Source organism: Microbacterium sp. H1-D42 (genome assembly GCF_022637555.1).
Classification (GTDB): domain Bacteria; phylum Actinomycetota; class Actinomycetes; order Actinomycetales; family Microbacteriaceae; genus Microbacterium.
In genome coordinates, this window is record NZ_CP093342.1 from 3360655 (window position 1) to 3375802 (window position 15148).

At 68.8% G+C, this 15148-nt stretch carries 13 protein-coding genes; 5 read left to right on the forward strand and 8 right to left on the reverse strand.

The window, feature by feature from the left end; translation table 11 throughout:
- Positions 1–107 precede the first annotated feature (107 nt).
- The 3 genes from MNR00_RS15835 (at position 108) to MNR00_RS15845 (ending at position 3502) form a co-directional block, all read left to right on the forward strand.
- Positions 108–1418: an extracellular solute-binding protein gene (locus MNR00_RS15835; RefSeq protein ID WP_241926871.1), complete on the forward strand. Its 1311-nt coding sequence runs from the start codon at positions 108–110 to the stop codon at positions 1416–1418.
- A gap of 186 nt (positions 1419–1604) precedes the next feature.
- The gene (locus tag MNR00_RS15840; protein WP_241926872.1) at positions 1605–2537 is read left to right on the forward strand and encodes a sugar ABC transporter permease; all 933 of its coding nucleotides are present in this window, start codon (positions 1605–1607) and stop codon (positions 2535–2537) included.
- 2 nt (positions 2538–2539) lie between these two features.
- The gene (locus MNR00_RS15845; protein ID WP_241926873.1) at positions 2540–3502 is read left to right on the forward strand and encodes a carbohydrate ABC transporter permease; all 963 of its coding nucleotides are present in this window, start codon (positions 2540–2542) and stop codon (positions 3500–3502) included.
- A gap of 199 nt (positions 3503–3701) precedes the next feature.
- Here the strand turns inward: MNR00_RS15845 and MNR00_RS15850 are convergent, their stop codons facing one another.
- Positions 3702–5447, reverse strand: a complete 1746-nt coding sequence (locus tag MNR00_RS15850) for a beta-galactosidase family protein (protein ID WP_241926874.1) — start codon at positions 5445–5447, stop codon at positions 3702–3704.
- 89 nt (positions 5448–5536) lie between these two features.
- Between MNR00_RS15850 and MNR00_RS15855 the strand changes: the two genes are divergently transcribed.
- Positions 5537–6565: a substrate-binding domain-containing protein gene (locus tag MNR00_RS15855; protein ID WP_241926875.1), complete on the forward strand. Its 1029-nt coding sequence runs from the start codon at positions 5537–5539 to the stop codon at positions 6563–6565.
- A 14-nt stretch (positions 6566–6579) separates the two neighbouring features.
- On the opposite strand, the gene putP is transcribed toward MNR00_RS15855, so the two are convergent.
- A complete protein-coding gene (gene putP / locus MNR00_RS15860) occupies positions 6580–8094 on the reverse strand; it encodes a sodium/proline symporter PutP (RefSeq protein WP_241928871.1) in 1515 nt (504 codons plus the stop codon).
- Between the two features lie 101 nt (positions 8095–8195).
- On the opposite strand from putP, the gene MNR00_RS15865 reads away from it, so the two are divergent.
- Positions 8196–8861 (forward strand): DNA alkylation repair protein, encoded by a 666-nt coding sequence (locus MNR00_RS15865; RefSeq protein WP_241926876.1) that lies wholly within the window; start codon positions 8196–8198, stop codon positions 8859–8861.
- 26 nt (positions 8862–8887) lie between these two features.
- Here MNR00_RS15865 and MNR00_RS15870 read toward each other — a convergent pair whose 3' ends face one another.
- The 6 genes from MNR00_RS15870 to MNR00_RS15895 form a co-directional block, all read right to left on the reverse strand.
- Positions 8888–9832, reverse strand: a complete 945-nt coding sequence (locus MNR00_RS15870) for a siderophore-interacting protein (RefSeq protein ID WP_241926877.1) — start codon at positions 9830–9832, stop codon at positions 8888–8890.
- Positions 9822–10622: an ABC transporter ATP-binding protein gene (locus MNR00_RS15875; RefSeq protein WP_241928872.1), complete on the reverse strand. Its 801-nt coding sequence runs from the start codon at positions 10620–10622 to the stop codon at positions 9822–9824. Before MNR00_RS15875 ends, MNR00_RS15870 begins: the two co-directional genes overlap by 11 nt.
- Positions 10623–10666: 44 nt before the next feature.
- Positions 10667–11722 (reverse strand): iron chelate uptake ABC transporter family permease subunit, encoded by a 1056-nt coding sequence (locus MNR00_RS15880; RefSeq protein WP_241926878.1) that lies wholly within the window; start codon positions 11720–11722, stop codon positions 10667–10669.
- Positions 11719–12765 carry an iron ABC transporter permease gene (locus MNR00_RS15885; protein ID WP_241926879.1) on the reverse strand — a complete coding sequence of 349 codons (1047 nt, stop codon included), beginning with the start codon at positions 12763–12765 and terminating at the stop codon, positions 11719–11721. Before MNR00_RS15885 ends, MNR00_RS15880 begins: the two co-directional genes overlap by 4 nt.
- A 20-nt stretch (positions 12766–12785) precedes the next feature.
- Positions 12786–13856, reverse strand: a complete 1071-nt coding sequence (locus MNR00_RS15890) for an iron-siderophore ABC transporter substrate-binding protein (RefSeq protein ID WP_241926880.1) — start codon at positions 13854–13856, stop codon at positions 12786–12788.
- Between the two features lie 188 nt (positions 13857–14044).
- Positions 14045–15109, reverse strand: a complete 1065-nt coding sequence (locus MNR00_RS15895) for a DUF998 domain-containing protein (protein ID WP_241926881.1) — start codon at positions 15107–15109, stop codon at positions 14045–14047.
- Between the last annotated feature and the right edge of the window lie 39 nt (positions 15110–15148).

Below are 15148 nucleotides of genomic sequence, written 5' to 3' on the forward strand. Positions count from 1 at the left end.
TTTGTGAGCGCAAACATTCTCATGTTTAATGGCCACGGAGCACCCACCCGCGAAGCGGGCGGGCATCCGAAACCACCAGCCCCTCGCACTCATCGGAGAGCACAGCAATGGCATCCACGTCACGCATCACTCGCACCGCCGCCGTCGTCGCGGTCGGTGCCCTGTCCGCCTTCGGCCTGGCTGCCTGCAGCAGCGACGCAGGCGACGCGCCCACCAGCGGCGATCCCGTCACGATCGAGTACATGCACCGTCTGCCCGACGGCGAGGGCATGACCGCCGTCAACGACATCGTCAAGCGCTGGAACGACGAGAACCCGAACATCCAGGTCAAGGCCACGAAGTTCGACGGCAACGCGCCCGACATGATCCTCAAGCTCGAGACCGACGTCAAGGCCGGCAACGCGCCCTGCCTCGCGCAGACCGGCTACGCCGAGGTTCCGCAGCTGTTCGTCAAGGGCCTGCTCGAGGACGTCGCCGGCGAGGCGAAGAAGTACGAGGAGAACTACTCGGCCGGTGCCTTCAGCGGCATGCGCGTCGGCGACGCCGTCGTCGGCCTTCCGCAGGACGTCGGCCCGCTGGTGTACTTCTACAACGAGACCGCGTTCGGCGAGCTCGGCCTCGACGCGCCCGCCACGCTTGCCGACCTGACGGCCGACTCGGCCACCGCCGCAGCCGCCGGCAAGTACGTCACCGCCTTCACGCCCGACGAGGCGCACAACTGGCTCGCCGCACAGTCGGCTGCCGCCGGTGACACCTGGTTCGGCACCGAGGGCGACGCCTGGAGCGTGAACGCTGAGGGCGAAGGCTCCGAGCGCGTCGCCGCGTTCTGGCAGGGTCTGCTCGACAACAAGCAGACGCTCTCCACCGAGCGCTGGGGCGAGGGCTTCACCGCCGCTCTGAACAACGGCAGCCTGATCGGCCACATCGGCGCCGCATGGGAGGCAGGCTTCCTGCTCGACTCGCTCGACGGCACCCCGGCCGAGGGCCAGTGGCGCGTGGCGCAGCTGCCCGACTTCGGCGCCGGCGCCCTCAGCGGCCCCGACGGCGGATCCGGTGTCTCGGTTCTGAAGGGCTGCGAGAACCCGGCCGAGGCCATGGAGTTCAACAACTGGTTCAACACCCAGATCGATGACCTCGCCTCGCAGGGTCTGGTCGTCGCCGCCACCGGCGCTGTCGAGACCCCCGAGAAGATGGCCCGCCAGTTCGGCGGTCAGGATGTCATGAGCGAGCTCGCCACCGCGACCGCGAACATGAACCCGGACTTCCCGTACGCCCCCGGCTTCTCGACGCTGTCGAAGATGAACGAGACCGCAGCAGCTGCCACGACCGGCGGCGCGAAGGTCGCCGACATCTTCACCACCGCGCAGAACACGGCGGTGTCCTCACTGAAGGACCTCGGCCTGCCGGTCGCCGAGTGACGGCTGATCGCGACAGAGTATGACATCGACGGCGGAGGGCACCACGAGTGCTCTCCGCCGTCTGCATGAGCAGGAAGGACGCACATGGTCACCGTGACCGACAGTCGCGGCGGCTCCCGCCGCGCAGGAGCGCAGCCCGAGTCGAGTCCCGCCAGCGGGCCCGGAAGCAGCGGGCCCGGAAACACAGTGCCCGGGTCCAGTCACACGCGCAGAAGGCGCGGCAAGGGCATCCGACGCGAGGGTCTGACGGGCTGGATGTTCCTGCTGCCCTTCGCCATCCTGTTCGCGCTGGTCTTCCTCGTGCCGATCATCGTCTCGATCCGCTCGGCGTTCTTCAACCAGGTGCCAGGCGGCGGCGGGCTGTACGGCGGCGGTGAACTGGTCGACACGTTCGTCGGCTTCGAGAACTTCGCCCTCGCGATCGGCAACAGCGCGTTCTGGATCGGCATGGGCCGGGTGGTCGTCTACGCCGCCTTCCAGATCCCGGTGATGATCCTCGTCGCGCTCGGCCTCGCGCTGCTGCTCGACTCGTACATCGTGCGCCGTCCGGCGCTGTTCCGCCTCGCGTTCTTCCTGCCGTACGCCGTGCCAGGCGTGATCGCGGCGATGATCTGGCTGTACCTCTACACGCCCGAGGTCTCGCCGTTCATGGAGTACCTGCCAGCCGGCACCGACTTCATGGCACCGCAGACCATCCTGCTGTCGATGGCGAACATGACCACCTGGACCTACACCGGGTACAACATGCTGATCTTCCTGTCGGCGCTGCAGGCGATCCCGCGCGACCTCTACGAGGCTGCCCGCCTCGACGGCGCCACCGGGTTCCAGATCGCCACGCGCATCAAGGTGCCCATGGTGCGCGGCGCCGCGCTGCTGGCCGTGCTGCTGTCGATCATCGGCACGATCCAGCTGTTCAACGAGCCCGTGATCATGCAGGGGGCGAACTCGTGGATGGGCAAGGACTACACGCCCATGATGCTCACGTACAACTCCATGATGGGTGAGCTCTCGCCCTCGGGCAGCGGCCCGGCCTCGGCCTACTCGCTGCTCATGGCCGTCATCGCGGGTGTGCTCGCGATCGTCTACGCGCTGCTGCAGCGCCGCAAGGGAGACGCGTGACCATGGCATCCGCACCTGTCGTTTCGAGCGCAACCGTCACTTCGACCGCATCCGCCGTCGAGAACAACGTCGCCGCCGCGAAGCCGCGCCGCGAGCGCAAGCCGCGGGGCGCCGACGAGCCGCCCCGCTCGGTCGCACCGAGCGCGCTCGCCCGCACATTCGGCATCATCGCGCTGATCGTCGCGATGCTGTACTTCCTCGTTCCGGTGTTCTGGCTGCTGGTGGCATCCACCAAGGACAACGCCGACCTGGTCTCGTCGTTCGGGTTCTGGTTCGCGGACTGGAACCTCGACACGAACTACGACAGCCTGATGGGCTGGACGCAGGGACTGTTCTGGCGCTGGGTCGGCAACTCGATCCTGTACTCGGTGAGCGCCGGCGTGATCGGCACGCTGTTCGCCGTCATGGCGGGCTACGCGATCGCGAAGTTCTCGTTCCCCGGCAAGAAGATCGCCGTCGGCGTGATCATGGCTGGACTGCTGCTGCCGGTGGCGCTGCTCACGGTGCCGCTGTACATCGAGTTCAGCGCGCTCGGACTGACGAACACGATCTGGTCGATCATCATCCCCTCGGCCGTCTCGCCGTTCGGCGTGTTCCTCGGCATGGTGTTCGCGCAGTCGTCGGTGCCGACCGAGCTGCTCGAAGCCGCCCGCATCGACGGCGCCAGTGAGGCGCGCATCTTCTTCACGATTGTGCTGCGTCTGCTGAGCCCGGCGATGGTGACGATCTTCCTGTTCATCTTCGTCGCGACGTGGAACAACTTCCTGCTGCCGCTGATGATGGTCTCCAGTCCCGAGCTCAAGCCCGTGACCCTTGGCCTGTACGGCATGATGAGCTACTTCTCGCCCGACAAGGGCGCGGTCATGCTCGGCGCCCTGCTCGGGGTGATCCCGCTGGTGATCCTGTTCTTCACGCTGCAGCGCTACTGGCGCAGCGGCCTCTCCGCCGGCGCCGTGAAGGGCTGACGCCCGGCTCGGCGCTCCGGCGCCGCACATGAAGAGCACCTCTCGCTGATCAGCCGGAGGTGCTCTCTGTCTGTGGACACGCACACGTGCCAGCATCCGGCCCTGCAGGGAGCCAAATGCCGGGTAAGAAGCCTCCACAAACGACATCTGACTCCCCGGCACAGTGCCGAGGAGCCAGATGGGCGCGAGTGGCGCGGCGTCAGAAGCCGATGAACTCCTCGACCGGGCCGAAGTCCGGCTCCTCGCGGATCTCGACCGCGGAGCCGAGGCGATCGGTGTCGAGCACGACGATCTCGTTGGCCCCCTCGCGCCACAGCGGCGCCGGCGCGTACAGGGTCACCTGCGGTCCGCGCTCCCAGTAGCGCCCGAGCAGGAAGCCGTTCAGCCAGACCAGGCCCTTCGCGCCGCCGGGGAACGCCAGCCAGGCATCCGCCACCTCGGTGACCTCGAGCGATGCCACGGCCACACCGGCCACACCGACAGCACCAGTAGCAGCGGGCACGCCGTCGCCGAGCACGCGGTGCTCCCACCCGTGCACGTAACGGCGACCGATCACGACACCCTGCAGAATGCCCTTGTCCTGGCCGGTGTACGGCCCGTAGTTGATGCGTCCGAGGCTCTCGACGATGATCGTCAGGCGCCCCTCGCCCCCCTTCGCCGGCAGCTCGAGGGTGTGCGCACCGTCGTGCTCGAACGTGCCGAGAAGCACGTCGTCCACGTACAGGGTGGCGCGATCGCGCAGCCCCAGGATGCTGATGGGCGACGATGCGGCGAACGAGATGTCCGCCTCGTAGGCGACCAGTCCGTCCTCGGCACCGAGGGCCTCGAATGTCAGGGGCATCGGCGCCTGCGCGGTGACCGGCACGGCCCGAACGACGTCGAGCAGCGATGCCTGCGGCGCCAGAGGGGCGGATGCTGAGCGCTGGCGCTTCGGAGCATCGGGGATCGCCGGGAGCTCGCCGTCGTGGAACGGGGCGAACGCGGCGCGCAGCGCGTGGAACTTGTCGTTCAGCGTGCCGTCCTCGCCGATCGGCGCGTTCGAGTCGTACGACGTGACCGTCGGCTGGATGACGCCGTCGTGGTTGGCGCCGGCCCAGAAGCCGAAGTTCGTGCCGCCGTGCGCCATGTACAGGCTGACCGACCCGCCCTCGGCGAGCAGTTCGTCGACGGTGCCGATCATGCTCGGGACCGAGCGCACGTGGTGCTGCTCGCCCCAGTGGTCGAACCAGCCGCCCCACAGCTCGCTGCACATCAGGTGCTCGCCCTCGCGGCGCAGTGCGACCGCGGCCGGCACACCGGTGCCGAACGTGAAGGTGCCCATGGCACCGGGGGTGCTGCCGTTGCGCACCATGTCGGCGGTCGTGCCGTCGGCCGTCGTGAGCATCTCGACCATGCCGCGCGTGGTGAGTGCATCGCGCATGTGCGCCACGTAGCCGGCATCGCTGCCGTAGGAGCCGTACTCGTTCTCGACCTGGATGAGCCGGATCGGGCCGCCGTGCACGGCCTGCAGCGGTTCGAGCTGCGGGATCAGCTGATCGAACCACGCGTCGACCGCGGCGAGGTAGACGGGATCGACCGTGCGCAGCGCGCGGGTGCGTCCTGACAGCCAGAACGGGATGCCGCCGTTCGACCACTCCGCGCAGATGTACGGGCTGGGGCGCACGAAGACGTCGAGCCCCACCTCGCCCGCGATGCGGATGAAGAGCGCCAGGTCGCGCCAGCCGGTGAAGTCGTACTGCCCCTCGACGCGCTCGTGGAAGTTCCACGCGACGTAGGTGTCGACGGTGTTCGCGCCCATGGCGGCGAGGCGGCGCAGCCGGTCCTCCCACTGATCCGGGTGCACGCGGAAGTAATGCACGGCGCCGGACAGGATGCGGTGCGGCTTGCCGTCACGCAGGATCTCACCGTCGCGCCAGGTCAGCGACGGGGAAGCAGAGGTGGACATCAGATCTCCCTTGATGTTTATGTTTGCGCTCTCATTCTGGCATCCACTGGGCTTGTGGGCTAATCGCCGTCTGTCGCTAACATGGGCACATGTCTCCGCGCCATCCCTCTGACGACCGCGCTCCGAACCAGGTCGACGTCGCCCGCCTCGCCGGCGTCTCGACGCAGACCGTGTCGCGCGTGATGTCCGGTCAGCAGAACGTGCGCCCTGACACCGCCCGCCGGGTGCTGAACGCCGTCGAAGAGCTGGGCTACCGGGTGCATGCGGCCGCGGCGTCCCTGGCATCAGGTCGCACCCGCATCCTCGGCGTGATCGTCGTCTCGACCGACCGCTACTCCACCGCGGCGCTCAGCGTCGGCATCCAGCAGGCCGCGGCCGAGCACCGCTACACCGTCACGACCGCCGCCGTGGCCGACCATGCGTCCACCGACGCGTTCGTCGAGGCCTTCGACCGGCTAGAGCGCCAGGGCGCGGAGGGCATCATCCTCGGGGTGCCGGTCGAACTCGACAGCCCGGCCATGCGCCTGCGCACCGACCGCACGCCGTCGACCCGCAATGAGCGCCTGTCGATGGCACCGGACGCCCCTCTGATCGTCGACCAGCACGCCATCGCACGGCTGGCCGTCGAGCATCTGCTCGACCTCGGCCACAAGACGGTTTGGCATGTGCCCGGCGACGCGTACTGGCTCGAGACCGTGCAGCGCCGCGAGGGGTGGGAGCAGGTGCTCACCGAGCGCGGCATCACCCCGCCGCCGCTGATTCCAGGCGACTGGACGCCCGAATCGGGCTACCGCGCAGGCCGCACGATCGCCGCGATCCCCGAGGCGACGGCCGTGTTCGTCTCCAGCGATGAGATGGCCTTCGGTCTGATCCGCGCCCTGCATGAGGCCGGACGCAGCGTGCCGGAGGACATCTCGGTGGTCAGCGTCGACGACATCGCCCTGGCCGGATTTGCGTCGCCCGCCCTCACGACCGTGCGCCAGCCGTTCGAGCAGATGGGCCGGGCCGCGGCACTGCGGATCATCGCCGAGATCGAGGGCGAGGATATCCCGGATGCTGCCGATGACGTGCACCCCGAGCTGATGGTCCGCTCCTCGACGGCCGCGCCTCGCAAGTAGGCGGATCGCCCGACTCAGGGCGTGTCGCCGACCGCGTGCGGACGCGGCAGCGTCAGCATGGTGCCGGTGTCGGTGAACTCCTGTTGGATCTCATCGTTGTGGCGGTAGGTGAGCAGGCTCACGACGACGGCCACGACCAGGCCGAGCACGAAGGCCGGCAGCAGCTCGTACAGGCCGGTGTCCATCGCCTTCCAGATGAAGACGGTCGCGGCACCGACGAGCATGCCGGCCAGCGCACCCCAGTTCGTCAGGCGACGCCAGAACAGGCTCAATAGGATGATCGGCCCGAACGCGGCGCCAAAGCCGGCCCAGGCGAACGACACCAGACCGAGGATGCTGTCGTTCGGCGTGATCGCCAGCACCATCGCGATCACCGCGACGACCAGCACCGTCATCCGACCCATCATCACCAGGGTCTTCGCCTTCGGAACATCCGCGCGGAACACCTTGAACAGGTCTTCGACCAAGGCCGAGGACGACACGATGAGCTGGCTGGAGATCGTGCTCATGATCGCCGCGAGCACCGCCGCCAGCACGAGACCGGCCACGAACGGATGCAGCAGCGTCTGCGCCATCACCAGCACGACGGTCTCGGGGTCGGCCAGATCGATGCCGTTGGCGGCCATGTAGGCGATGCCGACCAGGCCCGAGATGATGGCACCGACGAGCGAGACGATCATCCAGGTGATGCCGATGCGGCGGGCGCTCTTCGCCTCTTGCGGCGAGCGCAGCGCCATGAAACGCACGATGATGTGCGGCTGTCCGAAGTAGCCCAGCCCCCAGGCGAGCGACGAGACGATCGCGAGCACGGTCGCCCCGGTGATCGCCGTTCCGCCGAACCACGACAGGTGCCCGGCGCCGGCGTTCTCGGCGATGAGCGTGGTGGTCTCGTCGATGCCGCCGATGGCGATGACGGCCGCGACCGGAACGACGATCAGCGCGATGACCATCATCAGCCCCTGCACGACGTCGGTGAAGGAGGCCCCGAGGAACCCGCCGAACAGGGTGTACAGCAGCGTGACGGCGCCGATCAGCAGCATCCCGAACAGGTAGTCGCCGTTGAACGAGCTCTCGAAGAACACTCCGGCGGCGACCATGCCGGCCGAGATGTACAGCGTGAAGAACACCAGAATCACGACGCCAGACAGGATGCGCAGCAGGCGCGTCCGGTCGCGCAGCCGGTTCTCGAAGAAGCTCGGCACGGTGATCGAGTTGCGTGACACCTCGGTGTACGCGCGCAGGCGCGGGGCGACCAGCAGCCAGTTCAGATAGGCGCCGATCGTCAGCCCGACGGCAATCCACGCCTCGATCATTCCGGTCAGGTAGATCGCCCCTGGCAGTCCCATCACGAGCCAGCCCGACATGTCGGATGCCCCGGCGCTGAGGGCTGCGACCCACGGCGGCAGGTTGCGCCCGCCGAGCATGTAGTCCTCGTGATCGTCGGTGCGCTTGAAGGCGATGTACCCGATGACGAGCATGCCCGCGAAGTACAGCCCGAGCGCGATGTAGGTGAAGATCTGGTCGGACATCGTCGTCCCTCCCGCGGTGGCGGTCACCGCTAGCGGTTCCTCTCGATGATGCCAGGAGCCACCGGCGCGCACCAGGGCGCGTGCCGCCTACGCTTGTCAGCATGGCCACGATCACTGCTGCGGATGCCCTCGCCGAGCTCGCCGCCCTCGAAGACCCGAAGGCCCGAGCCGTCAACGAGCGGCACGGCGACGCGCACGGGATCAACCTATCGAAGATGCGCGCCGTGGCGAAGCGGATCGGCATGGACACGGACTTCGCCCGCGAACTCTGGGCGACCGACGACGTACCAGGCCAGCTGCTGGCGCTGCTGATCGCGAAGCCGCGCGATCTGTCGGCCGACGAGGTGGATCGGATGCTGCGCTCCACCCGCTCAGCGAAGGCACACGACTGGCTGGTCAACTACATCGCCAAGAAGTCGCCGCACGCTGAGGAGCTGCGACTGCGCTGGTTCGAAGATGCGGATGCCGACGCCCGCGCAGCAGGATGGTCGCTGACCACGGTGCGGGTCGTGAAGAAGCCCGACGGGCTCGATCTGGACGGGCTGCTCGACCGCATCGAGCGCGAGCTCGTCGATGCGCCGGCCCGCGAGCAGTGGGCCATGAACGAGACGCTCGCGAACATCGGAATCCAGCATCCGGCGCTGCGCGAGCGCGCCCTCGACATCGGCAACCGCCTGCAGGTGCTGGCCGACTACCCGACCCCGCCGAACTGCACCTCGCCGTTCGCTCCGGCGTGGATCGCCGAGATGGTGCGCCGCGGGGCCTGAACCACCCGCGCCCGGCCGCGCGAACCTCAGCCCCGCATGGCGACGCCGCGGCGCCAGTAGCCCATGAAGGCGACCTGCGTGCGGTCGATGCCGAGACCCTTCACCAGGTGACGGCGCAGGGTCGTGACGACTCCGCTCTCGCCGGCGATCCAGAAGTACCGGTCGGCACCGCCGTCGACGCTGGAGATCTCCTCGCCGAGTCCGGAGTACACCGGCGTCTCCCACACGAGATCCTCGCCCTCGGCATCCTGCACCACGATCTCGGTGCCCGCCGCCTCGCCCAAGTAGTCGAGCACCGTCGGGATCAGGCGCAGCCCGTGCGCGACATCTCCGCGCGGCAGCCAGTGCACATCCACCCCGGCGGGGGCGTCGACCGCGAGTTCATCGGCAGCATCCGGCACCTCGATGAAGGCGATCCCGCGCAGATCGCGCGGGGCATCCTCGAGAATCCGCGCGATCGCGGGCGCGGCGGTCTCATCGCCGACCAGGCACACCTGCGATGCCGAACCCGGCTCGTACTCGATGCCGCTGCGGTCCTCGCGTCCGCGACGCGGGCCGACCATCAGCAGCGCATCGCCGACCTCCGCGGCACTCGCCCACGAGGATGCCGGCCCGGTCAGGCCAGGCTCGAGGTGCAGCACGAAGTCGACCACGACCTCGGTCGCAGCATTCGCACGCAGCTCCCGCACCGAGTACGTGCGCATCGACCCGCGCTCCGCCTCTGGAACGGCGAGGTACGCGCCCCACCAGTCGTCCGTGTCGCGATCGACCGGAGGGAGGATGCCGGATGCCGGCGGGAAGACGAGCTTGATCCGCGCGTCGAACACGTCACCCGGCGTCCCGAAGTCGGCGAGTTCGTCGCCGCCGAAGGTGACGCGCACGAAGCTCGGCGAGACGCGTTCGACCGCGCGTACCTCGGCGCGCGCGAGCACGTACGGCGGGCGGGTGCGGGTGGTGGAGCTAGAGGACATGATGCCTTCCCATCGGTGTGACCATCGGCTTGCCCGACGCGGGGTCCTCGCTCACGACGTTCGCCATGCCGAAGACCTGTTCGACCAGTTCGCTGGTGAGCACCTGCTCGGGCGCGCCGACGGCGTGCACGCGGCCCGCCTTCATCGCGACGAGCTGGTCGGAGTAACGGGCGGCGAGGTTGAGGTCGTGCAGCACCATCACGATCGTGGTGCCCCGTGACAGGCAGAGGTCGGTGAGCAGGTCGAGCACCTCGACCTGGTGCGCGACGTCGAGGAACGTCGTCGGCTCGTCGAGCAGCAGGATGTCGGTCTCCTGTGCGAGAGCCATGGCGATCCAGACGCGCTGGCGCTGACCTCCCGAGAGCTCGTCGACGCTGCGGTCGGCGAGATCAGTGATGCCGGTGGCCTCGAGCGCATCGGCGACGACGGCGTAGTCGTGTGCGGTCCACCGGGCGAGCACCTTCTGATGCGGATGCCGCCCCCGCCCGACCAGGTCGGCGACGGCGATGCCCTCTGGCGCGACCGGCGACTGCGGCAGCAGCCCGACGATGCGCGCCACCTCCTTGGTGTGCATGCCGCGCAGCGGCGTGCCGTCCAGACGCACCTCGCCACCGGTGGGCCGCAGCAGGCGGGCGAGCGCGCGAAGCAGGGTGGACTTGCCGCATCCGTTCGCGCCGACGATCGCGGTGATCTGTCCTGGCGCGATGGCGAGGTTGAGGTCTGCGATCACGGTGCGGTCGCCGTAGCCGAGGGTGAGCCCCTCGGCGGTCAGGGTGTGGGCGTCGCTCACAGGGTCGATCGCAGGTTTGGTCTCGTTCACAGGGTCGATCTCGGTCACAGGGATCCTCCCGAGCGATTGGTGCGGATGAGCAGGTAGATCAGATACGGCGCACCGAGGATGCCCGTGATCACGCCGACGGGGTACCGGCCCTCGAACGCGAACTGTCCGATCAGGTCGGCCACCAGCACGAGCAGTGCGCCGACGAGCGCTGAGGGCACCAGCAGGTTCGCGCCGGGTCCGGTGATGCGCGCGGCGATGGGCCCTGCCATGAAGGCGACGAACGCGATCGGTCCTGTGGCGGCCGTGGCGAAGGCCAGCAGGATGACGGCGCCGATGATCAGCAGCAGCCGCGTCAGAGAAACCCGCACGCCGAGGCCGGCGGCCGAGTCATCGCCGAGGCGCAGCATGCTGAGGCTGCGCTGCTGGGCGAGCAGCAGCGGCACGACCACCACGCACGCGACCAGCAGCGGCAGGAGGCGATCCCAGCTGGCGGAGTTCAGGCTGCCGGTCAGCCACTGCATGGCCGCCTGGATGTCCCAGCCGGCGGCGCGAGTGAGCTGGTACGAGATGACCGATTGCAGCATGGCGGCGATGCCGATGCCGATCAGGATGAGCCGCACCCCGGCGAAGCCGCCCTTGTAGGAGAGCAGGTAGATGGTCAGCGCCGTCAGCAGGGCACCGGCCAGCGCGAACAGCGAGACGCCGATGCCAGAGAGCGAGAAGGCGATGATGCCCAGCACCGCCGCGGCGCTGGCGCCGGTGGTGATGCCGATGATGTCGGGGGATGCCAGGGGGTTTCGCAGCATGGTCTGGAAGGTGACGCCGGCGATGCCGAATGCAGTGCCGGCCAGCACCGCCGTGATCGATCGCGGCAGTCGCAGCTCACCGACGGTGAAGGACGCTCCTGGCACCTGCTCGCCGAGGAGGACCGCGAGCACCTCCCCCGGCGTGTAGAAGGTGTTGCCGATCATCAGCGAGAGAGCGAAGACGCCGAGAACCAGCACGGCCAGCACGATGCTCGCGACGGCGTGCCGCCGCTGCCGACGGCGACGCCCGGCGATGATCGGGGCGGCGGCCGGAGATGCGGTGGTGGGGCGCACGGCGCTCACAGTTCACGCACCTTCTGCCGGCGGACGATCCAGATGAACAGCGGTGCCCCGATGACGGCCGTGATGATGCCGACCTGGATCTCCTCAGTGGGAGAGAGGACGCGACCGATGATGTCGCTCGCGATCAGCAGCGCGGCGCCGGCCAGCGCCGAGAACGGCAGCAGCCACCGGTGGTCGGTGCCGATCAGCATCCGACACATGTGCGGCACGACCAGCCCGACGAAGCCGATGGGGCCGGCGATCGCCGTCGCGACGCCGGCGAGGATCACGGCGCCCAGCGCCGACAGCATCCGAGTTCTGGCGACGTTCTCGCCGAGCCCCGCCGCCATGTCGTCGCCGAGGGCGAGCGAGTTCATGCCGCGCGCGCTGGCGAGGCAGACGATGGCACCCACCGCGAGCACCGGGGCGGCCATCGCCATGCGCGACCAGTCCGCCCCTCCCACGCCGCCGACCTGCCACGCCTGGAAGCTGGTGAGGATGTCGACCCGCGGCAGCATGACCGCGCTGATGAGCGAGGCGAACGCGGCCGACGTGGCAGCCCCTGCCAGCGCGAGCTTGAGCGGCGTCGCGCCGCCGCGTCCGAGGGAGCCGACCAGGTAGACGAACACCGCGGCGACCGCGGCACCGACGATGGCGAAGCCCATGTACGCCAGCGGATGCGTGATGCCGACGAATGCGATGCCGAGCACGATGGCCAGCGAGGCGCCGTTCGTCACCCCGAGGATGCCGGGGTCGGCGATCGGGTTGCGCGTGACCGCCTGCATGGTGGCGCCGCTGAGCGCGAGGGCCGCGCCGACGAGGATGGCGAGCACCGTGCGCGGGATGCGCTGCGTCACTGCCGCCTGCGAGACGGTGTCGCTGTGGCCGGAGAGCGCGGCGAGGATGTCATCCACCGAGACGGCGCGCGACCCGAACGCCACCGACAGCACGCACAGCAGCAGCAGGATGCCGACGCCGGCGACCAGCCACGCGGCGCGCACCAGTGTCGGGCGCCGCAGGTCTGCGGTGCCCGACACGGTGGTGCGCGCGGCGGTCGTCGTCATGAGGTGAGCGTTGCGATCGGTCAGTTGCCGTCGAGCGCACCCGCGAGCACCGCGAAGTACTCGTCGATGCCCCAGCCGATCGACAGCGGAGACGGGTTGGCGGATGCTGCCAGCGGGCTGTTGTCGGCGAGGATGGCGATCTGGCCCTTGGCGATGGCGGGGATCTTCGACAGCAGCGGGTCGGCCTGCAGCGCCGGGATGCTCGAGTCGTCGCCGTAGCTGACGAACACGTCGACGTCGTCGAAGCGCTCAGCCTGCTCGGCGCTGACGGTCACGTAGAACCCGTCGGTGCCCTTGGTGGCTTCGGCGACCACGGTGGGTGCCGGCAGGCCGATGCTCTCCAGGAATCCGGGCCGGGTGTCGTGGCTGGTGTAGAGCCCGATCTGGCTGAGGTCGTTCATGTCGAGGTAGCTGAACAGCACCTTGGCGTCCTTCAGGGCGCTGTGCTTGTCGAGGGCCGCGCTGATCTGCGCGTGCAGGTCGTCGATGAAGGCGTCGCCTTCGGCTTCGAGGCCGAGCGCCTCGGAGTTCATCTCGATCATGTCCTCGAGTGAGGTTCCCCACGCGGTGTCGGGGTAGGCGACGACCGGGGCGATCTTCGAGAGGGTGTCGTATTCCTCCTGTGTCAGGCCGGAGTAGGCGGCGAGGATGACGTCGGGGGCGGTGTCGGCGACGGCCTCGTAGTCGATGCCATCGGTCTCATCGAACAGCACCGGCACATCGCCGGCCTTCTCAGCGTCCTTGTCGCCGATCAGCGAGGTGTCGACGCCCAGTTCGGTGAGCTTGTCCTCGACCCAGGGCAGCACGCCGTTGCCGTTGTCATCGCCCCAGGTCGCCTTGCTCATGCCGACCGGCACGATGCCGAGCGCCAGCGGCACCTCGTGGTTGGCCCAGGCGACCGTGGCCACCCGCTCGGGCTTCTTCGTGATCGTCGTCTCGCCGTAGACGTGCTCGATCGTGACGGGGAAGGCGTCGGATGCTGCGCCGCCGGCACCGGATTCCGGCGCGGGCGCGGTGGACGGCGAGCAGGCGACGAGACCGACGGCGAGAACCGCGGCGGCGCCGATGCCAAGGAGACGAGAGATGCGCACAGGCTTCCCTTTCGGGTTGGTTTGCGGGGAGTCGGCGAGCGAGCGCCGGACGGCCACCTCGGTGTTTTACTTTGGTAAGCCTCGCCTAACCTAACACGCTCATCGGGTGCACAAGAACGACGATTACGTCCATCTACAGATAGCGGAGCGGTGCGTCAGGGTGACGCCCCCGGAACGGCGCGGGCCGGTCAGGACGCCGTGGCGCGCAGCGGCGAGCGCTGCATCGACGGGCGCGACTGCGCCGGTGCCAGGATCGCCAGCACCCGCACGAACGTCGACATCCACAGCAGCACGAGTCCGATGACGATGCTCTCCAGCGCCGTCACCGACAGCAGCGCGAACACCACCGTCAGCACCACCGCGACGGCCACCACTGAGACCAGTCCGAGGGTGATGATGCGCAGCATCCGACCGCCGCGCAGTGCACGCGCCGAGAGCACCACGGCGACGACGATCAGCACCATCGTCGAGATGGCGACGACGTCGTGCACGCGATCGAAGCGATTGATCGGCAGCAGCCCGACGGCGGCGAGCGCGAGCCCCGCGACCACCCAGGCCAGCACGACCACGGCGATGCGGCGCAGCATCCGATCCCCGCGCAGGCGGTGCAGATCGCGTCCGATGTACAGACCGGTCGTGGCGACGAGGATGCCGGCGATCATGACCGTGCCGTTGAACGCCCACCCGCCGCTTCCGGAGCCCAGCTGTGAGAAGTTGCGCTGCCACCAGGTGGGATCGGTCGCGGTGATCATCGCGAACAGCGTGCCGATGAGAAGGAAGGCGAAAAGCAGGGCGGCGATGTCGCTGGTGCTCAGTTCGACGCCCATGTCGAAGGACAGCCTCCCGCCGACCGCTGCGGCGACGCCGACGAGCAGCCCGCCGCTGATCGGCGAGAGTTCGAGCCCCTGCAGGCCTGTGGCAAGCACCTGGCCGGCAAGCAGCACGCCGATGCCGCTGACGGCCGCCACCGCGATCGTCACGGACACTGCCGACAATTCGGTCACGATGGCCTGCCACCGCGGCATCGGGCGCGTCTCGGTGCGTCGGTGCATCAGAGTGCTGATGACGAAGGCACCGGCCGAGATGATTCCCGTCACGAGCGCCGTGGGGACGATCACCGAGTCGTCCCCGTTGAACGGGCGCGCAGCCCCCCATAGCGCGGCCGTCCCCGCGACCACACCGAGGACGAAGCAGCACAGGGTGGCCCACAGGGCGCGGGCCTGCGCGCGCAGCATCCGATCAGTGTCGTTCACGTCTCTTATCGAACCACGCGTCGCCGACACCCCCAATTC

Coding starts and splice junctions, on each gene's coding strand:
- MNR00_RS15835 (WP_241926871.1), top strand. CDS start 108: ATGGCATCCACGTCACGCATCACTCGCACCGCCGCCGTCGTCGCGGTC.
- MNR00_RS15845 (WP_241926873.1), top strand. CDS start 2,540: ATGGCATCCGCACCTGTCGTTTCGAGCGCAACCGTCACTTCGACCGCA.
- MNR00_RS15850 (WP_241926874.1), bottom strand. CDS start 5,447: ATGTCCACCTCTGCTTCCCCGTCGCTGACCTGGCGCGACGGTGAGATC.
- MNR00_RS15855 (WP_241926875.1), top strand. CDS start 5,537: ATGTCTCCGCGCCATCCCTCTGACGACCGCGCTCCGAACCAGGTCGAC.
- putP (WP_241928871.1), bottom strand. CDS start 8,094: ATGTCCGACCAGATCTTCACCTACATCGCGCTCGGGCTGTACTTCGCG.
- MNR00_RS15865 (WP_241926876.1), top strand. CDS start 8,196: ATGGCCACGATCACTGCTGCGGATGCCCTCGCCGAGCTCGCCGCCCTC.
- MNR00_RS15870 (WP_241926877.1), bottom strand. CDS start 9,832: ATGTCCTCTAGCTCCACCACCCGCACCCGCCCGCCGTACGTGCTCGCG.
- MNR00_RS15885 (WP_241926879.1), bottom strand. CDS start 12,765: ATGACGACGACCGCCGCGCGCACCACCGTGTCGGGCACCGCAGACCTG.